The organism is Zavarzinella sp. (assembly GCA_041399155.1).
Classification (GTDB): Bacteria; Planctomycetota; Planctomycetia; order Gemmatales; family Gemmataceae; genus JAWKTI01.
This window is the reverse complement of record JAWKTI010000002.1, coordinates 696,575-721,339: the sequence shown is the minus strand read 5'-3', so window position 1 is coordinate 721,339 and position 24,765 is coordinate 696,575. Positions and strand designations below refer to the sequence as shown.

20 protein-coding genes are annotated in these 24,765 nt (G+C 50.0%); 9 read left to right on the top strand and 11 right to left on the bottom strand.

From position 1 onward, the window contains the following. Positions 1 to 291: 291 nt before the first annotated feature. Positions 292 to 4,044, top strand: coding sequence for a hypothetical protein (locus R3B84_12980; GenBank protein MEZ6141479.1), 3,753 nt, complete (start codon positions 292 to 294; stop codon positions 4,042 to 4,044). A gap of 9 nt (positions 4,045 to 4,053) precedes the next feature. On the opposite strand, the gene R3B84_12975 is transcribed toward R3B84_12980, so the two are convergent. Next, on the bottom strand, positions 4,054 to 4,416 hold the full coding sequence (locus R3B84_12975) for a DsrE family protein (protein MEZ6141478.1): 363 nt from the start codon (positions 4,414 to 4,416) through the stop codon (positions 4,054 to 4,056). Between the two features lie 34 nt (positions 4,417 to 4,450). Here R3B84_12975 and R3B84_12970 point away from each other — a divergent pair, with 34 nt between their 5' ends. Next, a complete protein-coding gene (locus R3B84_12970) occupies positions 4,451 to 4,591 on the top strand; it encodes a hypothetical protein (protein MEZ6141477.1) in 141 nt (46 codons plus the stop codon). A gap of 59 nt (positions 4,592 to 4,650) precedes the next feature. Here R3B84_12970 and R3B84_12965 read toward each other — a convergent pair whose 3' ends face one another. From R3B84_12965 to R3B84_12950, 4 genes are all read right to left on the bottom strand, one after another. Beyond that, the gene (locus tag R3B84_12965) at positions 4,651 to 5,730 is read right to left on the bottom strand and encodes a prenyltransferase/squalene oxidase repeat-containing protein (GenBank protein ID MEZ6141476.1); all 1,080 of its coding nucleotides are present in this window, start codon (positions 5,728 to 5,730) and stop codon (positions 4,651 to 4,653) included. 143 nt (positions 5,731 to 5,873) lie between these two features. Continuing rightward, complete coding sequence (locus R3B84_12960) at positions 5,874 to 7,175, bottom strand: homoserine dehydrogenase (GenBank protein MEZ6141475.1); 1,302 nt, start codon at positions 7,173 to 7,175, stop codon at positions 5,874 to 5,876. 231 nt (positions 7,176 to 7,406) lie between these two features. Continuing rightward, positions 7,407 to 8,093 carry a hypothetical protein gene (locus R3B84_12955; protein ID MEZ6141474.1) on the bottom strand — a complete coding sequence of 229 codons (687 nt, stop codon included), beginning with the start codon at positions 8,091 to 8,093 and terminating at the stop codon, positions 7,407 to 7,409. Beyond that, a complete protein-coding gene (locus R3B84_12950) occupies positions 8,093 to 8,728 on the bottom strand; it encodes a trimeric intracellular cation channel family protein (GenBank protein ID MEZ6141473.1) in 636 nt (211 codons plus the stop codon). Before R3B84_12950 ends, R3B84_12955 begins: the two co-directional genes overlap by 1 nt. 172 nt (positions 8,729 to 8,900) lie before the next feature. Between R3B84_12950 and R3B84_12945 the strand changes: the two genes are divergently transcribed. Next, positions 8,901 to 9,251 carry a cyclic-phosphate processing receiver domain-containing protein gene (locus R3B84_12945; GenBank protein MEZ6141472.1) on the top strand — a complete coding sequence of 117 codons (351 nt, stop codon included), beginning with the start codon at positions 8,901 to 8,903 and terminating at the stop codon, positions 9,249 to 9,251. A gap of 4 nt (positions 9,252 to 9,255) precedes the next feature. Here R3B84_12945 and R3B84_12940 read toward each other — a convergent pair whose 3' ends face one another. Continuing rightward, a complete protein-coding gene (locus R3B84_12940; protein ID MEZ6141471.1) occupies positions 9,256 to 10,995 on the bottom strand; it encodes a helicase-associated domain-containing protein in 1,740 nt (579 codons plus the stop codon). A gap of 369 nt (positions 10,996 to 11,364) precedes the next feature. Between R3B84_12940 and R3B84_12935 the strand changes: the two genes are divergently transcribed. Genes R3B84_12935 through R3B84_12915 form a run of 5 tightly spaced genes read left to right on the top strand, consistent with a single transcriptional unit; the run spans position 11,365 to position 16,717 of the window. Beyond that, positions 11,365 to 13,125, top strand: a complete 1,761-nt coding sequence (locus R3B84_12935; GenBank protein ID MEZ6141470.1) for a DEAD/DEAH box helicase — start codon at positions 11,365 to 11,367, stop codon at positions 13,123 to 13,125. Between the two features lie 59 nt (positions 13,126 to 13,184). Further along, the gene (locus tag R3B84_12930; protein ID MEZ6141469.1) at positions 13,185 to 14,240 is read left to right on the top strand and encodes a hypothetical protein; all 1,056 of its coding nucleotides are present in this window, start codon (positions 13,185 to 13,187) and stop codon (positions 14,238 to 14,240) included. Between the two features lie 34 nt (positions 14,241 to 14,274). Then, a complete protein-coding gene (locus R3B84_12925; protein MEZ6141468.1) occupies positions 14,275 to 15,432 on the top strand; it encodes a hypothetical protein in 1,158 nt (385 codons plus the stop codon). A gap of 23 nt (positions 15,433 to 15,455) precedes the next feature. Next, positions 15,456 to 16,184, top strand: coding sequence for a DUF1080 domain-containing protein (locus R3B84_12920; GenBank protein MEZ6141467.1), 729 nt, complete (start codon positions 15,456 to 15,458; stop codon positions 16,182 to 16,184). Between the two features lie 47 nt (positions 16,185 to 16,231). Next, complete coding sequence (locus R3B84_12915; GenBank protein ID MEZ6141466.1) at positions 16,232 to 16,717, top strand: 8-oxo-dGTP diphosphatase; 486 nt, start codon at positions 16,232 to 16,234, stop codon at positions 16,715 to 16,717. 12 nt (positions 16,718 to 16,729) lie between these two features. Here R3B84_12915 and R3B84_12910 read toward each other — a convergent pair whose 3' ends face one another. Continuing rightward, positions 16,730 to 17,221 carry a 6-pyruvoyl tetrahydropterin synthase family protein gene (locus R3B84_12910; protein ID MEZ6141465.1) on the bottom strand — a complete coding sequence of 164 codons (492 nt, stop codon included), beginning with the start codon at positions 17,219 to 17,221 and terminating at the stop codon, positions 16,730 to 16,732. Positions 17,222 to 17,245: 24 nt separating this feature from the next. Continuing rightward, entirely contained in the window at positions 17,246 to 18,949 is a 1,704-nt protein-coding gene (locus R3B84_12905; GenBank protein ID MEZ6141464.1) for a RimK family alpha-L-glutamate ligase, read from the bottom strand. Between the two features lie 299 nt (positions 18,950 to 19,248). Here R3B84_12905 and R3B84_12900 point away from each other — a divergent pair, with 299 nt between their 5' ends. Further along, positions 19,249 to 19,788: a hypothetical protein gene (locus tag R3B84_12900; protein MEZ6141463.1), complete on the top strand. Its 540-nt coding sequence runs from the start codon at positions 19,249 to 19,251 to the stop codon at positions 19,786 to 19,788. 20 nt (positions 19,789 to 19,808) lie between these two features. On the opposite strand, the gene R3B84_12895 is transcribed toward R3B84_12900, so the two are convergent. From R3B84_12895 to R3B84_12885, 3 genes are all read right to left on the bottom strand, one after another. After that, a complete protein-coding gene (locus R3B84_12895; protein MEZ6141462.1) occupies positions 19,809 to 21,788 on the bottom strand; it encodes a M56 family metallopeptidase in 1,980 nt (659 codons plus the stop codon). Further along, on the bottom strand, positions 21,785 to 22,186 hold the full coding sequence (locus tag R3B84_12890; GenBank protein ID MEZ6141461.1) for a BlaI/MecI/CopY family transcriptional regulator: 402 nt from the start codon (positions 22,184 to 22,186) through the stop codon (positions 21,785 to 21,787). The genes R3B84_12895 and R3B84_12890 overlap by 4 nt, the downstream gene beginning before the upstream one ends. Positions 22,187 to 22,322: 136 nt before the next feature. Continuing rightward, positions 22,323 to 24,530: a carbon starvation protein A gene (locus R3B84_12885; protein ID MEZ6141460.1), complete on the bottom strand. Its 2,208-nt coding sequence runs from the start codon at positions 24,528 to 24,530 to the stop codon at positions 22,323 to 22,325. Positions 24,531 to 24,765: the final 235 nt, after the last annotated feature.

The following is a 24,765-nucleotide window of genomic DNA, read 5'->3' as shown; positions in this document are numbered from 1 at the left end:
GACAGATATAATCGACTGGAATTACCCCATCGTTTCAATTGTCAGACTCAAATATTCTTTCCTCAGACTAAATATCCACTTTTTGCCAGTGGACGTCTGAATTCGTGTAAAATGGTAAGAAATCAGGAGGTTTGGTAAAAGTTTTTCCTTTTTTTCGCGAAATAAGGGAAAGGTCCCGACAACAACTTGTTCATGCGACAGGCCATCGCAGTCACAAAAACAGCGCAAAGTCTTGTCTGGAAAGCGTTTACCAATCAAAGTTCGCAATTGAATGCGGTTAATGAGAACAAAATGAGAATTTTTCGGCGACGCACCGCACGGTATATTCTGATAGGCGTCTTTCTGTCAGCAGTTGCCGGGTGGGGCTACCTGCAAACGCCGCACGCAAAAAAAATGGTGCTGCGGAACTTCCAACAACAAATCCGCATGCCGGTGGCAGCCGACCAGGTTTCAATTGGCATTTCCAGCATTGAATTCCGTAATCTGACCCTGCATGAAATCGATGGACAAGGAAAATGGCTGCAGGCACCCCGCATGGTGGTGCACTATCCTGTGTGGGATATGCTGATCGGCCGCACCGCGAAGAAGGTGGTGGTGGAAAATGCAGATGTCCACCTGCGGTTTAACAAAGCGGGCGACTTGTTGACCAGATTTCCTGATCCCGCTGGTGAAAATACCCCACGTGCCATGCCGAACCTGCAATTGCGCGATGCCCGAGTGACCGTGGAAGAAGAAGGAAGATCTCCTAACTCCTTTGAAAATATTAACTTAGAGCTCGTGCCGACCGATGGCCACTTGACTTTAAGTGGGGCGATTCGCGACCCACGCTGGGGCCATTGGACGGTGCAGGGCGATTATGAATTAGCCACACACTCCGCAAAACTACTGGCTACCCTGCAAGGTGAGCACGCGGTGACGCCGGAGTTATTACGCAAAACGCCATTTGTGAACCAGAATGCCTGGCAGGCGATTGATCTTTCCGGATCTACCACCGCAAAACTGGAAGTGCAATACGATGGAAACCAAAACCGTGCCAGCTATCTGATGACGATGCGGCCGAAAGAGGTTCAGGTGCACGTGCCTGCGATTCACCTGAACTTTTCCGGTGCCAGTGGGCTGGTTCAGGCCTATGGCCAGCAACTGCGTTTAACCGATATTTCGGGCGAAGCCGCTGGTGGAAAAGTGAAACTGAATGCGGAAATGGATTTTTCTGGCTGGCACGATACTTTGCGGTTCACCACCCAGATTCAACAGGCTGCCCTGACCGAATTGCCGAAAGAATGGCGTTTTCCTAAAGAAGTAACCGGCAAAGTGGATGCCCAGACCGATTTTACCGTTACGATCTTGCGACAGGGTGGGGTGCAGACGGATGGCCGCGGGCAGGCCACGATTCATCAGGCCAATCTGAACGGGGTGCCCACCCAGCCAATTCATTTGCAGATGCAGCCCGCCAACGGTGGGGAATTTCAGTTTGTGCAGGTCATTGGCCAACCGGGACAGCCAAATCCACTGCCAAACGACCTGACCAAACCAGCAACTCCAGTGGGCAAAAAAGGCCTGTTGACACGCGTACTGAGGCAGGTTTCCGCCAGCGATGGCCAACCATTGCCTGTGGGCGTTCAACGGAAGTACCTTCAGGTGAATACCGCCTTCCGCAATATTAACCTTGATGAACTGCTGCAAGCCCTGAAAGTGAATGTTCAGGTGCCGTTGCGTGGGAAAGTGGATGCGGAAGTGAAGCTGGAAATCCCATCTGATGATGTGACCGAATTTCGCAACTACCGCGTCGAAGGCAAATTGACCTCCCCCACCCTGGAGTGGGAAGGTTTTAAACTGATTAACGTGTCGTGCAATATCAAAGTGGACCGCGGAACGCTGTTTATCAGCGATCTGGTTGCCACGGTTCCCAAAGTGGGGCTGTTTGGAAAAACTGCCACCATTACAGGTAATGGCCAGATACAACTGGTGGATGAGCAACTTTTCGAAGTGAAATTGCAGGTCAATCGACTGTCGATCTCGCAGTTGGAAAAACTGTCCATGGTGGGTGAGCTACCGATCAGCCTCAGTGGCGAATGGGATATTTCCGCCCGCCTCCATGGGAGTATGGCGGCAGGTACTTTCTTCACTGAAGGAGAGGCAACCTGTTCGAAGGTCCGGGTGAAGCTGGTGGTTCCGATCGATGATATCCGCTTGAAATGGAAAAGTGATCTCGAGCAGATCAACCTGCAGGAAATCGCCCTAAAAGCTTTTGGTGGAACAGTTTCCGGCGAAACAACGATTCCATTATCTCCCGCTGCAGAAGGGAAAGGGGTGCTGCAGATCAAGCAGATGGATTTGGGCAAATTATCGCTGGTAACGAACACACTGGCAAAAATCACCATGGCGGGCGTTTCTGATGGCACAATCACCATTCGGGTACCCAAAGTTGTCCCACCCCAGGTGCGTGGATATCAGGTTGATCTGCAATTTGATGGACCGAAATTGACCATTCAGGGCCTGCCTGCCGATAAAGTGCGTGCCAATGCGGTGATTGCGAACGGTGTGGCAGATTACAAAGTGATTCTGAAGGCATTCGGTGGGGAAGTTGAGCTGAACGGTCGGCTGGATCCCAATTCCGAACCACAGCAACCGCAACAGGCCCCACCTCAACTGATGGCTGTGCCGGGCTTTCCCTATGCTCTTCCAATTCAGCAGGTGCAAACAAATTCGCAAAATACGAAGCTGAAAGACCCACTTCGCCTGAAGTTGCGTGGTATCAACCTGTCAGAATTATTAAAAATCTCTAATAAAATTGGCGGCGTCACCAAGCTCGATGCCGAGATTTCTGGCGAATTGACGATACGGGAAATTGTCAAATTGGAAATTGAGATCCCTCAGAAGGATGGAACGGTTGTCAAGAAAACCGAAGAACGTTATGTTGGCGAAGCTGCATTACGGATTGACCGCCTACATTGGCAGAACCAGACGATTTCCAGCTCAGGTACGGCGTTAGTGAAACTGACGGAAGATGAAATATTCATTGATAAAATCAACTTACCTGTCGGTCGTGGTTCGATCCGTGCATCTGGTGTTATTAATCTGGATCGATTTGATGCCAGTCGGATGACGTTGAACCTGACCAAATGCTCCACGGAAAAAGCACTGGTGATGGTGCCCAGCCTGGAGAAGAACATTCGCACCACCGTTGATGGGCGAATCAACCTCAGCGTGGGCAGCGAAATTCGTGGCAATGGGGTACTTTTTGCCCGTGGTGGCACGATTTATGGCGTTCCGGTAACCGATTTGCGGTTGCCACTTGATTTTACCTACTCTCTCGTCAGCAACCGTGGGGAATTACATTTTCGCGATGCAAACGGAAGTACTTCCGGTGGAAGAATTTCTGGCAAAGGCGAGCTGCGTTTCCCACCCAATCTGCATCCCACCTTGAAGCTGAATCTGGAAGGAAAAAATATCGATATCGGCAAAGCGTTTGCTTCCGCACAGCAATATTCAGCGGTCGTCAGCGGGAAACTGGAATTGACAAGCAGATCATTGGATACCGTGAATGATCTGGACGCAAAATTTGATGGGACGATCGGCCGCTCGCGACCATTTGGGTTGCCCTTGTTATCGTCGCTGGTGCCGTTTCTTGGCTTTGGACGCGATACCACCACCCTGGTGGAAGGTGGGGAGGTTTCCGCACGTCTTCATAAAAGCGTCTGGAAGTTCGACGAGGTAACCCTGACCGGTTCATCGCTGGATATTTACGCCACTGGAGAAGTATCGCTGAATGGTAATATTCGTGCAGAAATCGCTGGCAGCACAGGTCAGGCCCGGTTGAATCTGTTGCAATCAGCCCGCATCCAACGACTTTCCACCAGAACAGTTAACGAACCTTTCACTGCGGAAGGTCTTTCCAATGTCTTTGGGGTGCTGGCTAACTTTGCGGTCCACCTGGAAGTTTCTGGCACGGTCACCAGCCCCGTAATTCGTATAGAAACTGTCAAAACCCTGAGCGATAACGCGATTCGCTTTCTGTTACTCCGACTGGCACCAGTACGCTGAAACTTCTCTTTAGTACGAGACGGTGGCACAACCTTCTGCCATAAACTCCACCAGTTCTATCCCGCTTGCTAATCTGGCACCCGCAATCAGGTTACTGTCGTCCAACCCACGCTTTTTCAGACAGGGTGTACAGACCAGGATCTTCCCACCTGCCGCTGTGAAAGTTTCAATTAACTCTTTCAGCGTGGGAAAGCCCTCTTCATGAATACCCTCACTATAGCCTGCCTGGGCCAGCCGAACACCTTCCACGCTAAGAAAGACCACTGTTTCCCGCTTTGAGGAGACTGCGGCATTGGCGACGGCAAATGCCACTGTGGCTTTGTCAGCATTGTCTTTGGCATGGGTCAATGAAACACAGAATTTCCCTGGCATGAGTTGCTCCCGTAAGTGATCTTTCGTTTATTTTATGCGATTGCACCCACGGTACAACGAAGGAACTGGTGTTGGTCAGGCAACGGCTCCAGGTTCGGACATTTTTCGCTTGAAAACAAGTGCATCGCAGAAAGAGTATTACCAGGATGGCATTGCAGTGAATCAGGGCGAATGATATAGCTGGGAGCCGAGAAAAATTGACCTGAACTCGATCATTTACATAAGTTTACGTCATTATTTGCAGTAGCTTAACGCCAACACTGCGAAAGCGGTGGCTAGTTCTGGCGAACTTTCCAGAAAGGCACCATTCTTGTTTGTCCAACTGCCTTTCTCGGACTGTTTTGTCTTTAATGTGGTAAACAATTCCATCTTCCAGTCGTGCTTTTTGCCTGCTGCATCTTCAAAATTGTCTTCACCCAGCACCGACATCGCTTTGGCAAAAGTGGTGTAATAGTAATACAGACCGGCTTCGCCCTGGCCCGGGTTTTCTTCCAATGTGTAGTTTTTCCTGATCCAGCCGAGCGCAGCCACTACGCGGGGATCGGTTTTTCCCACGCCGGCATACAGGAAGCTTTTCAGGCCAGCGTAGGTCATGGCACCTTCCGACCGCAAACCACCTTCCGGCGTCACTTTGGGGCTTTTGGCGTTGCCAGCTTCGCTGGGGTTGTAAACAAAACCGCCTTTATCCTGTTCGCTGGCTTTCTTGGCATAAGCTTCTTTATTGGCTTCGCTGGGCAGATTCTGGCACTTGCTTAAAAAACGAATCGCATTTTGAATGGCGGGATCATCTTTTGGCACACCTGCAGCAATCAGAGCTTCCACCGCGAAGTGAGTATTTGACACATCTGGTCGGCTTTTTGCATCATACCCAAATCCACCGAAGGGGAGGTTTTCTTCCGGCCCACCCTGCTGTAGGGTTTTGATGAACTTGTTGGCGCTGGCAATCACTTTATCGTACTTTCCATTTTTGTTGGCTTCCTGAAAAGTAACCAGTGCAATACAGGTGGTGTAATTGGCCAGAAACCGGTTGTAAATTCCACCATCTTCCTGAATCTGGCTTTCCAGGTATTTCATTCCTTTGGCTACGACCGGATCGTCAACCGGATAGCCATTGCGAATTAACCCTGCGACAATAATCGCAGTAACGCCAGGTCCGGCCCGTTGGGGCTCAAAAGAGCCATTTTCCTTCTGGACCGATTTAAAAAAGTCGTAAGCTTTCGTCACGGACGCCTTGATCTCTTCCGGTTTCGGTGCGGCACTTGCCCCCAACGCCAGTAACAGGCAGGTCAGCTTTACAAGAATGAATTTTTTCACATTTTCTCCCGTTGTTCCAACAAAGTTGCTCACTACTGGTGGTAGTGCAAATATGATACCACGCACAAAAAGGTGAATTCCCAACAATAAGTGGGGCAAACTTGGCCAATTAATGACCAAGTGTGGCCAGAATTTGGCCAAAATCAATCATCTACGGAAAAGTAGACCCCAGGCGGTACCACACCAGGCAAAGTATTAATTTTTGCTAATGCTTTCAGGAATCTTTTCGTTTCTGCGTAGTGGGTCATAATCACCAATGGCACCACACTACCCTGATGCTCTTCCAGTGCCTCATGCTGAATGAGCGATGCAATGCTGATCTGGTGATCGGCCAGGGCTCTCGCAACATCAGCAAGTCGGCCAGGCTGATCGTGTACCAGCACCCGCAGATAAAAGCGGCTTCGCACATTATCCGATGGGCAAAGAAAATAACCCCGGTCCTGCTTCGACCACAGATTCTGTGCCTGAAAAGTGGCCTGAGCTCTTCCGATTGCCAGATCGAGAATATCTGCCACTACGGCACTTGCGGTGGGCATGGCTCCCGCACCCTGCCCCTGCAACATCACTTCACCGACTGCATCACCCACCAGTTGAATGGCATTCTGGGCACCACGCACCTGAGCCAGCATGTCGGTGCGACGCAACAACACGGGTGCGACATGTACAGCCACCTGATTGCCGTCCGACCAGGCTTCTGCCAGCAATTTGATGGTGTAGCCCAGTTCGGCGGCAAAACGTAAATCCATCGCGTTCAGATCGGAAATTCCCTGCCGCTCGATATCGCCCAGCCGTACGGTAACGCCAAAGGCCAGTTGTACCAGAATCGCCAGTTTATGGGCAGCATCGGACCCATCCACATCCAGGGTGGGGTCTGCTTCCGCATATCCTAACTGTTGGGCAAGTTTCAAAGTGTCTGCGTAGGAACTGCCACATTCCGACATATTGCTGAGAATAAAGTTGCTGGTACCGTTCAGGATTCCCTGAATCGCGGTAATCTGATTGGCGCCCAACGACTGGCCTAACGTGGCAATAATTGGCACCCCACCGGCAACGCTGGCTTCAAAAGCGATGGTGCGGCCCATGCGACGTGCGGTTTCAAATAATTCCGGCCCATGTTCAGCAAGCAAGGCCTTATTGGCTGTCACCACATCTTTTCCAGCCTGCAAAGCCTGCAGCACCACCTGTTTCGCAATGGTGGTACCACCAATTAATTCAACAATCAAATCAACATCAGATCGTTGAATCGTGGGGGATATCTGATCGGTCAGGAATTCACGTGGAATATCGGGCCGTTCTTTTTCCAGATCGCGGACAACCACCTGTTGAAGTTGAATTGCTTTGCCGCACCGCTGCTGCAAACGTTCGGGGTGTTGTTGCAGGATTTTGACAACTCCACCACCAACGGTCCCGCCACCAATAATTGCAACACGCAGTGGTGAATTCATGAAAAAACCTTCCGGGTGAACAGAGCTCTGGACAAAAAGCTATTTTACGTGCACCACAGAAAATGGCAGGCGGCGACCCACTTTCAGGTGGGCCAATTGCGAAAATCATCCAAGATGAGCAACTTCGATCCCAAAAACCTGACAACAGCCTTAATATCGGGAGAAACGTGCCAAACCACGGGAATTGCAGTAGAAATGCTTCAATTTTCAAGCGCATTACACGATAGCAACTTATTTGCTGGCGTATTTTGCTTTTAACGCAGTTACCTTTGCTTGTAATTCCTTCTCAAAATCTGTCACAGTTCGCAGTGAACCTGCCTCGAGCTGGCTGATCAGAGATTCCATCACCATTCGTTCATCTCGCCAGACTTTCCAGGGCGTTGCATCACCCTGAAATAATGATTCTGGCTTTTCTGTGCCGAGAAAAATATTGGCATCGAGCTTCCATTTTCCTTCCACCTGTCGCAGAAACAGTGGTGCACGCACCATGAAGAATGCGGGATTTTTTTCCCCATCGCCATCCTGCCATGGGATAATCACGCGGGCATTTTCACTGGTAATATCGGTTTTTGCCAATGCCAGTCGTTCCAGAGAGTAGTTGATGGCCAAATCGCTGCAATGCGCTCTGCGCCAACGGCCAAGCAACTTTCCACCTTCCGCACCAAACTGTTTCCCCACAATTTCCGTTAATTTTCTGGAGGTAATCGACATCCCGATTGCCACTTCCAGAATGCCTGATTCGTTATGATCATTGATCATCCAGCAAGCTTTTGCCTGTTCCAGATCATTGGCTTTGGTGGCTGCAAAAAACGATTGTACGGTGGCAGTGGGCGTAGACAGGTCTGGTTCGGTTGCAGGTAACGCTGGCACGTACGCCAGGCAAACCGCCAATAAACTGATGCGAAACGAAGTATTCATTAGATCCCCTTGTTGTTGGTTTTGGTTGGAATAATGATCTGAAAGGCGGGCAGATTCCAGCGATAAACAATCGAAATTGTTCTTAGCATCAGAATTAACAGCATCCCACTGGCAACGGAAACCTGTTTAGGCAATTCCAGGTGAACGCTGATGATGTATACCAGGCAGCCGGCAAATGAAGCGGTGGCATACAGGTACCCACCTTGAAACAGAATCGGCACATCATTGCAGATAACATCCCGAATGACCCCACCAGCCGTGCCTGTCATCACACCCATAATAATGGCTACCAGCCCCGCATGCCCCATTGATTGGGCTGCCTGCACACCAAGGATGCTGTAAACAGAAAGCCCAATAGCATCCGCGACCAGTAACAACTGATTCGGGGTACTCCGGTATCGGGTATAAATCCAGGTCAGTGGGATGGCAGAAAAGATGACATACAGATAAACTGGGTTGCGGATCCAGAGGATTGGATGGCGATCTAATAACAGATCGCGAAGGGTACCGCCACCGACCGCGGTGACCAATGCGACGACGCAAACACCCACCAGATCGAAGTTTTTGCGGGCCGCACTGATGCACCCGCTGACTCCGAACAGGCCAATTCCCAATAAATCCAACAGATTTAACATCGCCGTAGTTCAATTCAATCGAAACTTGGGGATACCCGATCGGGGAAAAATTGCAAAGGCATGTTTTTAGAAAGGTTTTTAAGTAGAATCCGATCTTCCAATACTATTCTGGATATAGTTGTAAAAGTCGATCTGCACTCGCTGTGAATCTTTATTTCCAGGAAATTTGAAGATGAAACTCTGGTTGGACGATGAGCGGGACCCAAAAGACCCCAGCATCCAGGATTGGTTTGGGGCAGAAGGCGATGAAATCTGGGTGAAAACGGCCACAATGGCAATCCATTACCTACAACAGGGAAACATCGAATCCATTTCTTTGGATCATGATCTGGGACCACCATCTGCGGGCACTGGAATGGATGTTGCCAGGTGGATCGAAGAACAAGCTTTTCATGGGGCAATGCCAAGAATTGTCTGGGCAGTTCATTCCAAAAATTCAGTTGGTGCCAAAAATATGGAGCAGGCTATGAGAAATGCGGATCGCTTCTGGGATGAAAATGAAAATCGTTCTCACGTGGAGTAAAACATCAACTCAGCTTCTCATTTTTCTTTAATGATTCCTGCTGGGCGGCATCCAGTTCATCCATAATTCGGTAGCTATAGCCCTGTTCCGTCAAAAACATCTGACGGTGTTGTGCAAACTCCTGCTCGCGGGAGTCGCGTGTGACCAAAGTATAGAAGTAGGCACCTTCCCCACCTGTTTTGGGACGCAGCACCCGACCTAATCGCTGGGCTTCTTCCTGTCTGGAACCAAATGTGCCCGAAATCTGGATCAGCACATTGGCATCGGGCAGATCGATAGCGAAATTGCCCACCTTGGACAGGACCAGGTGCTTGACTTTCCCCAGACGAAAATCGCCATAAAGTATTTCGCGTTCCGAGTTTGGGGTAGATCCGGTAATCAACGGCACATCAAAACGCTTTGCGACTCTACGAAGCTGACTGAGATACTGCCCGATAATCAGCACCCGTTCGTGGGCGTGTTTTTCGAGCAGCCGGGCAATGACCTCGTCTTTGCTTTCATTGTCACTGGCAATCCGATATTTATTGCGTAACTCGGCCAGTGCGTATTCCATTCGCAGTTCGTGGGGCAAACTGACGCGAATTTCAGCACAGACGGCGGAAGCGATCCACCCCTGCGATTCCAGATCCCGCCATGGTACATCGTACTTTTTTGGACCGATCAGACTAAAAACATCCCCTTCGCGACCATCTTCCCGCACCAGAGTGGCAGTCAGACCCAATCGTCGGCGGGCTTGAATCTGAGCAGTCACCCGAAAAACCGGTGCGGGCAACAAGTGGACTTCGTCATAAATGATCAGGCCCCAGTCCCGTTCTTCAAACAGCTTGAAGTGGGGGAAATTCTCATTTTTATCCGGTCGATAGGTGATAATCTGGTAGGTGGCAACCGTTACCTGGGCAATCTCTTTCGATTCACCTGTATACTCTGCGACGTCTTCATCACGCAGATCGGTTTTATCCAGAATTTCACGTCGCCATTGCTTAACCGCAGTCACACTGGTGGTAAGAACCAGCGTCGAACGCTGGACCATCGTCATCGCGACGATGCCCACAACCGTTTTGCCCGCTCCGCACGGCAGCACAATGACGCCACTGCCACCACGGACGTTGCCAGATGCATGAAAGATGTTGGCAGATTCTAACTGATAATCCCGCACATGGAATGGCAGCCCAGCGCGCGTGTGTTGTCGCAACGCACATGGCAGTGGGGCACCATCAACGTAACCAGCCAGATCTTCTGCGGGATACCCCACCAGAATCAGTGCCAGTTTCAACACCCCACGGTGGCCAGCATGGATCCGGTAACTGGTGGCACTCAATTTTTCTGCCAGATACTCTTTTACCTTGGGCTGGCGCGAAATTTCTTCCAGAAGTGCTAAATCTTCGCAGATCATCGACAGAGATTGATCATCCAATCGTTCGAGGCGAATCCGGCCATATCGAGACACGGTCTCAATAATATCACTGGGAATATTCGCCGGTAGTGGGAATTTCGTGAACTTTTCCAGCACCAGGATCATTTCCTGGGCGGTCATCCCCGCAGCGGCAGCATTCCATAATGAAAGATTGCTGATTGCATAAGTATGGATATGTTCCGGACTTTTCTGCAATTCCGCAAACGGAGCAATTGCATCGCGGGCATCATCATACTTGGGGCTGTATGTTTCCACCAGAATGGTACGATCTGGCTGGACGACAAGCGGATTCAACGGATCAAAAGTGGGTGAGACGCGACTGGTTGCCATCCTGGATGATCACTCCTGGTCCAAATTAGTGAATCCATTATTGTAGGGTATCCATCCAATACCACAATGGAAGGGAGTTGCACGTGCGGGTATTCTTGCACCGTAACCCCTTCCAGATATGTTACTTAGGTGAAATTGCACCAATTTCTGGCTGAGTTGATCTTTCCCACGGAAAGGGAAAATAACAAAAATTGGAAAAATATCGATCACCCTCGTAAACAGGTGGTTGTCCTATAGGATAAATGATTCGTTTGATTGGTGGGAACAGAGATGTGGCCACTTGGTGTGACAACCCATCAATGTATAGACGATCTCGAAGCGATTGCGCCAACAGTTTGGCAGTAATCTTGTTTGACTTAACAATACGGAATGTTACCCATCGAAACGACTATTGAAAACAGCGCGGACCTAGGCTTGAACGATCAGATCAGCAACAACTCAGAACAACCACAAAACGGTTTCGCAGAAATGGCGCTGGATGCACGCGTCCTGGCTGCGCTCGACTACACGATCCCCAGCCCAATCCAACGCGAAGCAATCCCCAGCCTCTTGCTGGGCAAGGACTTAGTAGGATTAGCAGGTACAGGAACCGGCAAAACAGCCGCCTTTGCACTGCCCATTATTCATCGCCTGCTCAATGACAGCACTGCCCGCAAAAGTGTCTCTGTTCTGGTGCTGATCCCCACTCGGGAATTAGCAATCCAGGTAGCAAAATCTTTCGCCAAGTACAGCTCGAAAGCCAATCTGGAAGTGCTGGCTGTCTACGGCGGTTCCAGCTACGCAGACCAGATCAAAGCGATCCGACGTGGGGCACAAATTATTGTTGCCACCCCCGGCCGTGCACTCGACCTGGTGCGTCAAGGAAAACTGGCCCTGAACACTGTGCGTGCTGTGGTGCTGGATGAAGCTGACGAAATGCTCGACATGGGCTTCGCAGAAGATATTGACGCCATTCTGGCTGAAACACCCGCTGAACGCCAGACAATGCTCTTTTCGGCAACCATGCCCCCACGGATCGAACAGATGGCCCAACGCCACCTCAAAAATCCGATCCGCGTGCAGGTGGCCCGTGAGCAAACTGCCCCTGGTGAAGAAGCCCGCGTCCGCCAGGTTGTTTACATGGTGAAGCGTGAACACAAGTTGGCCGCTTTGGCACGCGTTTTAGATGTGGAACGCCCCACTTCGGCAATTATTTTCTGCCAGACCCGCTCTGCAGCAGATGAATTGACTGAAATGCTGCATCAACGCAATTTCCAACCCCTTGCACTGCACGGTGGGATGTCGCAGGAACAACGTGACCGCGTGATGAAGCGTTTTCGTAGCGAAAATGCCGACCTGTTGATTGCCACCGATATTGCCGCTCGCGGATTAGATATTTCTCATTTATCGCACGTGATTAATTTTGATGTGCCACAACAGGCGGAAGCCTACGTCCACCGCACCGGTCGGGTGGGTCGAGCCGGACGTGCAGGTGTTGCGATTACCCTAGCCACTCCACGGGAACAGGGGTTGTTGAAGCAGATCGAACGACTGCTGAAAACCAACCTGACCATCGAATCTGTTCCCACGAACAAGCAGTTGCAGGAAGCCCGCCAGCAACGCACCCGCGAAAAACTACAGGAAGCGCTGAAATCACCTGCCGAAAGTGGGGAATTAGCCCGCCTGTTGGGTGATTTGGCAAATGAATACACCGCACAGCAATTGCTGCATGCGGCGTTGACTTTGCTGGCAGAACCTGTGGTGAAAGAAGAAACCGCTGATATCCCAAATGCCTATCGCAGTGGCCCGGTAAACGACCGACCAATGCGAGGTGGCAGCCCCAGTGCAGGTGGGGGAACTTACGAACGGAAAAAAGCAGGTGGTCGTCCCAGTGCCAAGGGTATGTCCAAGCTCTATTTTGGCATTGGCCGTGACGCACGCGTTGGCCCTGGTGATCTGGTCGGTGCCATTGCCAACGAAACTGGCATCGCTGGGAAAGATCTGGGCACAATCGATCTGACCGATCGCTTTGCTCTGGTCGAAGTACCCCAGGAACTGGCTGGTTATGTGATTGAAGTAATGGATGGTGCCCGCATTAAAGGCAGAAAGGTGCATGTGCGTGCCGATCGTGCCCCACGTGGCGGATATTAATCGATCATTTATATAATCGACTGTTAATATAACATCCTTCTTGCAAAAGGTTGTTCCCCATGGACAGAGCCGTAGACCTTTACGAACAATCACTTTCACTACCAATTGGGGAAGAAAAATTAGAACTCCTTCAGAAAGCGATTCGAATCGCCGCCATCGACGAATCGGAACAATTTCAATTTGCCCTGCATTCCACGCTCATGGAAGTGGGACTTGAAGCGGGCCGTGGCGACCTCCTTTCACTGGCGTTTGCCTGGTGCATTGAACGATACGACCGCAATCCCGAACAGTATTCCCACCACTTTCTCTGGGCGTACCGCTGGGTAATCAATGAATTGGGTGGCTTTCAGGATATTCCTGTTGCCCAGGTAACCCAGTTGTTATCCGATATGAAAGTTCGCTACGAAAATGCAGGGCTGTCATTACGCCCCTGTTATGTGCTGGAAATGAATGTTTTCCCGGTCCTGGGGGATTTGGCTGCGGCAGATAGTGCCTATCAGATCTGGCCCACCTTGCCCAATGATGAGTTTTCCGATGGCAAGGATTCTGAACTCGATTTTACAATCAACCACCTCTCCCGCATGGGTCAGTACGAAGCGGCCTTGAAAAAAGCCCAGCCGATCCTGAAAGGCCGTCGAGGCACCGCCCACTCTCGTGGCGAGGTATGCAGCCAATTGTTGATCCAGACATGGCAGGCAGGTAATTTGGAACTTGCACAGGAAATGCACATCATTGGCTATGAATGCAACCGTCAGGAAGAACGCCAGGTAGACCGCATTGGCGAACATATCGCCTATCTGGCGTTAACGAAACAGTTTGATGAGGCACTTGAAATTGGCGCACACTGGACATCCATTGCCAGCCAGTCAGTGCGATTTTATGCCAAGCTGATCTACTTTCTGAGAGCCTGTATCCTTGGTCCAGCCCTCATCAACGCAGGAATTGCAGAAATCCCACACAAAGTAGCTGAACAATTAGGACTGTCAGGCAATACCTCTGCAGAGTTGAGTACTTACCTACTGAATCAGTCCCACCAACTTACGGAACTGTTTGACAAACGGAATGGAAACAATTACTTTGAAGAATTGTTGAAAAAGCATCTGCAACTACTTTGATGTTCAGGTTATACCACATCAACTGAGTAATCCCATGGAATCATCCGGACTTGATAAACGGGCAACGATCGACAAGTTAATGGATCTATCCTACATGATGCCCGATGGGGAAACCAAGGTGGCATTGCTCGAACAGGCAGTGCAGCTTGCTGATGAACTGGGAGATGTCCCCCTGGCATATGATGTGCGAATGTATCTGATCGATTCGGCAGTATTGGCTGGCAAGCCCGAACTAATGGTGGTTCATTTTCCGTGGTGCCTGGCAACCTACGATGCCGATCCGGAATCCTACAACTACTACAGCCTGCTTTGGAAATACAAATGGGTGGTCACCGATATTTGCGACTTTCCCACGATATCGGCTGAAAAAATTCTGGAGCTGCTTGCGGATATGAAAACACGCTATGAATCGTACGGCGCAGGCATGCACGGTTACTGGTCCAGTTATGCATCGGTGATGCGTTCGCTTGATCGCACAAAAGAAGCCGATACAGCATCAAAAAAAATGGCCGAATTGCCAAGAGATATACTCAGTAATTGTAATGCCTGTGAAATCAACTCCGTGGGTGCCACACTGTACAACAAATCGAAATACGACAGTGCTCTTGAACAGGTGAAACCGATTCTGGAGGATCATATGTCCTGCTCCACTGTCCCACATACCACGCTGGGGTGGGCGATGATGAGCCATTTTCAATTGGGCAACATTGAAGAAGCAATCATCTGCCATCGACGCGGCTACCCGCTGGTTCGTGGGCGTGGAAATCTGCTGGTGACCCTGGGGCACCACATTCGGTTTTTAGCTCTGACAAATAATCTGGTCGCTGCAACCCGCATCATCGAAAAACACCTGCCCACCGCGATGGATGCGTTCGCACTGGAATCCCGATTCTATTTTCTCTGCGGAGTGCATGTTTATCTGCTGGTACAGACACAGGAAAACCACCAGCAGTTGTCAATTCGCCTGCCAGATTCGTTACCAGTGCCATCCGTCAAAGGAAAAGTTTCCACAAAAGAATTGACCGATTGGTGCATCAGCCAGTTGCAGGAAATTGCTGCACAGTTTGATCAGCGGAATGGCACAAAGAAATACCAGAAAACGATCAAAGAAAATTCAAAAAAATTAACTCTTTTTGAGAATCATCCCTTTGTCAGCCCCGCAGGTGGGCCGAGAAAGATGAAGGAATCCTAATCCTCTTCCAGGAGTAATGTTCGATGTTGAAGAAATTATTTTCGAGTTTTGTCGCACTGTGCGTGGGCACCACCGTAACATTGGGTGCCGATGATGGTTTTGTGACCATTTTCGATGGGAAAACCCTCGAAGGTTGGACAATCAGTGCGAAAACTGGCCACAGCCGCACCTCCAAGAATAAATCAGGCGGCAAATGGGTCGTTGAAAATGGTGCCATCGTAGGCTCCCAGGATGTTCCTGGAAATGGCGGCATCATCATTACCAATAAGTTATATAGCAACTTTGAAATCAAGCTGGAAATGAACAACGATTTCGGACCGGATAGTGGCCTGTTTCTGCGGAGCAGCGACGATGGTAAGTGCTATCAGTGCATGATCGACTACCATGCCAATGGAAATTTGATGGGCATTTACGGTGAAGGGATGGGTGGAAAACCGCACATCCGCAATTTCAACTTTGGCAAAGAAGTGACAGAAATCAAACCCCAGGATGCACCATTTAAGTTGCCGATTGATCCCAAGAAGTGGCCAGAATTGTGGAAACATGGTCAATGGAATGAACTGCACGCCCGCATCGAAAACAACCCACCAAAAATTACCACTTGGATTAACGGGGTGAAGTTTATGGAATATCAGGATACCGAAAAACGCCGCCCGGACGCAGGCCACGTGGCCTTACAGGTCCACGGTGGGGGTGACTGGACCAAAAACTTTGTGCGATACAAGAATATCCGCATCAAAGAACTAAAATAATATTCATTAATTGTTTTTCACATTTCTGATTCGTGAAAAAAAATCTCATGCCTTACACACCTATTGTCGGCACTCTTGGTTATGTACTTTCCAGCGATCGAACCCACGTGTTGATGCTTCACCGCAACCAGCGACCAGACGATTTCCACCAGGGAAAATACAACGGCCTGGGCGGGAAACTGGAACCCACCGAAGATGTGATGGGTGGCATGATACGCGAAATTCAGGAAGAAAGTGGCCTGATTGCCGAAGAACTGCAATTACGCGGTACCATCAGTTGGCCCGGATTTGGAAAAAACGGCGAAGACTGGCTGGGATTTATCTTTCTGATTACCAGGTTCCGTGGCCAGTTGCTGGAGGCCACCCATGAAGGGACTCTGCATTGGATTCCCGTGGAATGTTTGCCGGAACTGCCAATGTGGCCGGGAGATCGCTATTTTCTGCCTCTGGTCTTTGATGAAGACCCACGCCCATTCCATGGGGTGATGCCCTATGAAAATGGCCAGGCGGTATCGTGGAACTATAGCCGTTGAATTTGGCCGGAGTTACATCAGATTCAAATCGTACTGTGCCACCTGGCCGAAACTCTCTTCCACATCCATCCGCACATGGTGGGGTAATGGCCAGCCTTTTTCACGAAACACATCGAGCAACCGCTGTGCCAGATATCTCGCTAACAGTTCCGCAGTGGTATTTTCAATGGGCAACAGACAGCAGTCTTCCAACGGAAACATCCAGCGTTTATTCTTGAATTGCAGGTGAACTTCCTGATCTCGCTGTTCAAAACGAATTAGTTTGCTTTCTGTGGCAATGAGCATCCTGTGGTCCAGTTCATCCGTTAACTGCCGCATAATGTTCTTTAACGCGATGAAATCAAAGACATAGCGGTTGGTATCCAGCGGACCAGTTACTTCCACAGCAACGCGGTAGTTATGGCCGTGCAGTCGTTCACATTCTGATCCTTCGTAGGTAATAAAATGCCCCGAACAGAAGACCAGGTAATCTTTTGTAACCCGCACTGTAAAGCGTTCTGACATGGAAAAGTCGTCTAGGGTGGAATGTTAGCGCAATTCAATCAATTTGCTTAGTTTATTTGTTCTCAGGGCGATGAACAGGCAAGCGACCAGCAGATCCGCAGTGGTTCCAGGATTCAACCGCCTGTCGGGCTGTCGCAAGTCAGAATCGAATTGCTCCCAAGCGGTTTTACCAACGATCGTGTTAATTCCACCAGATTGTAGAATCTGCCCACCACGTTCAGAAACCTGAGTTGCCGTTTGCAGCCCATACTTTCTGGAAATCAGGCTATCGGGGTACTTTGCCAGCAGTTCCAGTTGCGTTTGTTGAATTGCTGGTTCTAACCTGCCCAATTTTTCAACCCACCGCAACAGGCATGGTACAGCCCACGAAAACAACTCCTCGAAGTGGGTTGTGTATTGTCTGGCAATCAGATCCTTTTCTTCTGCAAATCGCATCACTTCGACCAAAGGCAACGTGGGAATCTCGCGGATATCCTGCTCCTGGCTTTCCCCCATACCACCGGGGTTTGCCAGTCGGATTGCTTCAAACACGGCCTGGGTATCCGCTACCGTAGCCCGCAGCAGAACTTGCTGAAGGCCCCACTGCCAGTCATCGTAGATGGTTGCTTTCGCCAGTGGTGCCAGCAACAGGACAATGCCAAGATTGGTGTTGGTGCCTGCGACAGACTGCGTTGCCTGGATCGCCTGCAGAATGGTTTGGCCCAACGTCAGGCGTGGGGCATTTGCCAATACCCCACAGCAAGCTGCAGCACTAGCAAGAAAATGTCCCGCATGTAAATCGGCAAACGAACGTTGAATCGATACATTTCCAAGTTTGTGGCAAAGAACATCCCACTGACACGCCAACAGAAGATCCGCTTGAATATCCTGTTGATTGTGTGGTGTATTGTCTGCAAGTGCCTGCAGCACCTGTGCAGCAACATCGCATTGATGCACCTGGGAAAACGCCTTCCAGCCAGGCACGCCGTTGACTTCCAGAAGATAGGAATTGCCAGATCGATCCTGAATCAGATCAATGCCGCCATACGAAATCCCTACCGTGCGGGCTGCTGCAACTGCCAACTGGGCCTGTTCTTGGGTTACCTCCGCTTTCGCCGGCACACCACCCTGGGCAACATTGGCCCGCCAATCAGAATTGTGGGTGCGTTTCATCCCGCCCAGGACGCGATTGTTCAACACAAAGATCCGCAAATCGCTGCCACCTGCATCAAGAAATTGTTGCAGATAAATCACCCCCTCCACGCGCAATATTGCCTGAAATACACGCCAGGCGATTTCTGAATCCTGTAAGCGAATCAAGCCACGGCCTTCCGAACCAAAAATTGGTTTCACCACGACATCGCCTTGCCACTGCTGGAAAGTTGTCATCGCGGTATCGAGATCCTGGCACACCACCGTGGGTGGGACAGGCAACCCAGCCTGAGCCAGTTTTTCCAGGCACAGGTATTTATCAATGCAAATCTCCAGAGACCGAGGACTGTTCCAGACATACCCACCTTGCTCTGCCACATGGTGCAATGCATTCATGCGAAAAATAACCTGCTCCAGCGAACCGATAGGCATCGTTCGCACCAGCCAGCGGGAATCTCTGTGGGAACCAACATCAGGTAACTGTGCCTGCAGTTCCTGAAACAGCACCGTTTCCAATTCCAGACCCAGGTAGTGTGCGGCTCGCTGCAAATCCTGAACATGCCAGCCATTCCCACCAGAAAGCAAATGGATTTTCATTCTGTTTGTCTCGAAACGATGGGTTCATGATATTCTCCGGCCTGCTTCCTGAAACCACACATGGTGTACTAATGGCCGCCAAAATCAGGAAAAATGCCAATAATTCTTGCATCCATTGCCCACTGTTTAGGCATCTAACTTTTAACCGGTAAGAAATTTTACTTCGAAGGTTACTTTCCCCGAAAAAATATTTGACCATTCTGGCGCAAGTGTTTATGGTTCACAACGAATTACTTTTTGAGGAGATGAATCCGATTCTCCTCACAGGTTCCTAACCATGATTTGAAAGGAGGACAGTTATGATCTGGTCCATTCCTCCCCAACACCCGCTGCGAAAATTGTTTTCGGGTGTTACCGAACAGGCATTTATTTCTGAATTGGGTGTTGCAGAGCCCTCGATTGTTGATTATTTGTCTGAGTTATTAGCACGTTTTATCCACAGTGATGAACTGCACCGCCTACGAGGTGCGGATGGCACACCGATTACCGATGTTGCCATGATGTTCCTGCAGGCCGCTTCTTTGCCTGCTGAAGGCCGCACCAAGCGGGAATATCTGCGGCACATTGGCGATTATGCATTATTCCGCACAGGGGTATTTCCTGAATCGGTTGAACAGGAAAGAAAACGTCTGGGCGATAGTTTCATCAGCATGACGCTGCAAGGCAAACAAAGTTACCATCTGGCCAGTCTGAGTGAACAGGAAGATCAGGGCGATGCGGAACTACTGCACCATCTCAGTGAATCGTTTGAAATGTGTGCGTACGGGCTGAACCGCGTTCGGAAAGAGCTGGATCAGATTGCCAACGAGAAACGGTTCGACAAGCTCTACTTTGGATAAGTTCCCAAATATTCCAGCGATTACTTCTCAGGTTTGGGGATAATCGTAATGGTTTTGGCGGGAGTTGAATTCGCTGGTAACCAACTACCAGATACCGCAGGTAATGCACCTTTCAATTCAGTCGTTTTCGAGCTATCAAAAAAGTAGATTGCATGGTTCGCTTCACCGTTCAGCATTTTGATAAACGAATTGATGGTTGCTTGTGCTGCGGGTGTGGTGGTCACGGTAATGCCATCTTTCTCCGCTTTTACTTCCATCGTGATCCCTTTGGACGATTTCAACAAAGCATCCAGGCTAGCCAATTGTTCTTTCGTCAGTTTGTAAGTGGCTCGCGATAGTGCTTGTGGGGCACCTGCTTCCGGTTTAACAACTTTCTCACCTTGAATCACGATCGGTTTGACCTGCACAACTTTCGGTTGGCCTTCTTTGCCCGCGCCAGACGCATCAACAGCAATCACAATTCTCTTCTCTTCCACTTTGGTACCAGCAGGTGGTGCATCATCCCCGACCACTTTGTAGGAACCATCTGGCATCACCATCATTCGCATCCGAATTTCTTTCTTTTCTGCACCACCAGGCACTACTTTGCCGGAATTCTGTGCCAGCCAAGCGAGTTTCAATGCTTCTGTTTGTTTGCTGTCCGCAGTTGCAGGTTTGTCTGTGCCAGTATTCAAACCAGCAATTTTGTATGTGCCATCCGGCATTACGATTACACTGAGTTGGATTTCCTTACCAGTTTGCACAGCAGGGACTTTGACTGTGTCCGATTTGGTGGGCTTATCGGAAAGCGCTTTCTTCTGTTTTGCTGCCTGGATTGCTTTCAATTTTGCCTGCATTTCGGCAATCTGCTTTGCAAGTTCTAGTTCTTCTTTCGAAGGTGCCTGTTCTACGACTGCAACTTTGACATCTTTTGTAGATGGCTTCACCTGACCCACGGTCCAGGTGGGGATGGCTGCCATGAAGGCACCCACGGTAAACAACTTCAAACCAAATGCCAGACGAGACTGAAACGGTGTTGACATAATCATGGATAATCGCTCCTCAAATTCGCGCCGTTGGTTACTTGCAATCCCCACAGCGGGCGCTGGTCGCTTCTGGGGTTGAAAAGAACATACTTGTAGCAGAGCTTCTGCAAAACTCCGCCTGTTAGTCAATTTGGCTGCCAGATGATCGCAGGCAAACTCTGCTGCCAGGCGAACACGCTGTCGCACCATCCAAAACAGTGGATTCCACCAATGCACAACGGTGGCAATCATTTCCAGAACACGCACCCAATGATCGCGACGTTTTAAGTGGGCCAGTTCGTGCACTATCACTGCATGCAAACCATCACGGGGTAATGTTTTCTCCAATCCTGCTGGCCACAATAGCGTGGGCCGCCAGCAGCACCACACGAGGGGCGATGTAATGCACGTTAATTCCTTTACCAGTGGCATGCGAATCTTCATGCGATTTGCTACCACAGCTACTTCCCGGATCAGATCATCCCCAGGTGGGGTACCTTTCGCAGCAATGCGGGCAAACTGACGGACCCCACGCCCCAGCTTCCATACGACGACAATGCTGCCGATCACCCAGATGGCACCCACCCAAAGAAGCAGATCTTTCTGCAGTCTGGATTCAACGATGGGTGGCGATGAAGCTGGCAGGGGTTCTGTATGTTCCACTGCCACATTCTCAGTCACTAAATCCTCAACTACCATCTGACCTTCAAAGATCGCAGCCTCATCTTCCAGCCAGATGATCGCAGGCTCGCTGAACTGCTCTGTATTGACTGTGGCTGTTGCTGCGATTTCAACTGTTTCTGGTGGCTCGGGCAATGGCGTTTCCACCTGGAAGATGTTGAACGCCACTAACGGTGGGGCGATCAGCTTCAACATGACAATCAGCCAGAACAGATGCACAATCGATGGTGCTGGCTTGAAAATCTTCGTGAGTACCCACACCAATAACGCCAGTGCTGCCGCAGTAAGCAGATTGGAAGTGAACCATTCGATCATGAATTGTTCTCCTCCGGGTGCTGTTGACCTTCCAGGCGATCCAGTAATTCTCGAAAGCTCGCGATTTCTTCCGCAGAAAACTGTTTGCCTTCCACCAGTGCCAGCATCAATGGCGAGGTTGTGCCTTCACAGTAGGTATCCGCCAGATCGGTTAGTTGCTGCTGCAATAATTGATCACGCGAATAGGTTGCCTGATACAGATGTGCCGTACCACGGGAAATGGCAACGTATTCCTTGGTCACCAGACGGTTTAACATCGTCTGCACAGTGGTATAGGCCCAGTCGACCCCCTGCTTGGCAACGTGGTCCAAAACTTCACGCACGGTCACTGGCCCCAGTTCCCACAGGGCTTTCAGTAACAGGCGTTCCGATTCACTGATCGGTGGTAAAACAGGCATGCCGTCTCCTACAAGATGTAGTAGATAGTACTACAAAATGTAGGAGGCTGTCAAGTGCAAGTCGCAAAGTTGTTACAAATTGCCAATCAATGAATCTGCAAACAGTCGATTGGAACGGGCACACAAACGAACTGGGCTACTGATTTTCACCCCCATTGATTGAAGGTGTCTGGGATGAACTCCCGTCGCCAGTTTTCCAGAATCGCACCCAGGTGATGACAGCCATCACGGCAACGGTAAAGACGGTGATCATAATAAACAGCACTAATAACAAAGTAAGCGTGTTTAATCGCTTGTCGTAAATCATTAAACTGCCCGCAGACAAGGTGGTGCTGATCACGAACAACATTGGCAGAATCGTTACCAGTGCATAGCGGGATCTGCCCGACCTGACAATCCAGGTGGTAACCAGAGACAACGCCAGCACCGCGAGTAATTGGTTGGCAATACCAAACATTGGCCAGATTGTTGAAATCCCTCCTTCCCAGATCAGGGCACCCCAACAGAAGGTCACCAGTGCGGAAGCCACGATGGCACCGATAGTGGAGTCAACAGAACCTAACGGCTTGTAAACTTTCCCCGCAAATTCCTGAAACAGATACCGTGCGATCCGTGTCCCGGCATCAATGGTGGTTAAAATGAACAATGCTTCGAACATAATGGCAAAGTGATACCAGTATTTCATCAGCGACGATAAACGATCATCCACCCAGGAAAAGGCATCGGTCAGTATCATTGCCATACTGACTGCAAGTGTCACGGCTCCACCTGTTCGCCCACGCAGCGATTCACCTCCCACGCTGGCTTCTACTTCGCCTAAGTCGAGCGAGTGCACATCACGCACCCCTACTTTCTGCATGGGATCAGTGGCGGATTTGCTGCCTTCCAGTTCCGCATACATCTTATCCAGCCTTTCCTGGTACTGCGGCACCTTTTCCACATCAACGTTAATGGAGTAATACAGGTTGAGTGGTAAGGCAGCAGCAGCAATCAGAGCAACCAGGCCCACTAACCCTTCGGTCAACATGGCACCGTAACCAATGGTGCGGATGTGGCTTTCTTTGCTGATCATCTTGGGAGTGGTTCCAGAAGAGACCAGCGAATGGAAGCCGGAAATTGCCCCACACATAATGCAGATGAACACGAAAGGAAAGATCCCACCTGCAAAGGTGGGGCCGCCATCTTTGAATGTATGGTTGATCGGTGGGTGACTTAGCACGGGATTGGCTACAATCACGCCCACAACCAGTAAGGCCAACGTACCAATTTTCATAAAGCTGGAAAGATAATCTCTTGGTGTCAGCAGCAGCCACACAGGCAGCACTGCTGCAATAAAGCCGTAGATACACAAGCCCAGAATTGTCTGGTGCTTGGTAAAGCTGAAATATTGCTCCATCGAAGAACCGGGGATGTAGCCACCTAAAAATACTGCCCCCAGGGTCAGCACGCCACCGATAATGGAGGCTTCTGTCATTCTGCCTGGGCGAATGCGATACATCCAGAGCCCAACGAAGAGTGCAATCGGTATGGTGCACAGAATGGTAAATGTGCCCCAGCTACTTCCTGGGATAATCTGTTGGCATTTTTCGGGCAGCACAAATTTCTGATCGACGATGGTTGTTTTGGGATCAACCTTCGCAGGAAACTGCACCACAAACGTTTCGGGACGCACGCTCGGTTCACTGGTGGGGGCATATTTCACCACACATTCCTTAGGAAGTTTCATCAGTGTGGCACCGTCTTTCGTTGTTTCGTATTCAACAGCCTCGAGTGACGGTGGTTGAATCGTCATACCTGCCGGTAACTTGGCAGTTTCGCCACCAAGTGCTTTCACGACGACAATCGCCAGACCTGCCAATGCCACAATAACAATTAAGAGGATGGCCATCGAGGCAACCAGTGAGGCAGAATCACCAAGTTGACGTTTGGCAATTTCCGCCAGCGATTTGCCGTTGTGCCGCACGGAAGCAGCCATTACCAGCATATCCTGCACGGCACCTGCCAGGCACACACCAATAAGCAACCAGATCAGACCGGGTGCATAACCATATTGCATCGCCAGCACCGGACCAATCAGTGGGCCGGCACCCGAGATGGCTGCAAAGTGGTGACCAAACAGCACCCACTTGCTGGTGGGGTGATAATTCTTACCATCGTTCAATCGTTCGGCAGGCGTTGTTCTGGTATCGTCCAGCACGGCCACGCGGGCAGCAAGAAAAGCACTGTAATAGCGATACGCAATAGCCAGAATGCACAGCACACCAACCATCACGGGCATTGCCTTCAACAGCACTCGTTCGCTTTTGGGATCGATGTCGAAGAAAATGTTTGCAAGCAAGTCCATGGAATACCCACCGGAGAGAATTTAATGCCCATTGTATCGTGGGAGCGGAAATAATCTTTAGTTGAACCCAATCCCACCTGGAATTGGGAATTTCGCTGCCCCCACGTACGTTCTATCCACTACAATTAATATATCTTTTTACAGTATCAGTTGCTCAATTATTTTGAACAAAATGAAAAAATGGTGGAAAAAAGCTGGAAATGGTGGGAACGATAAGCACTTTAAAGACGTCTTG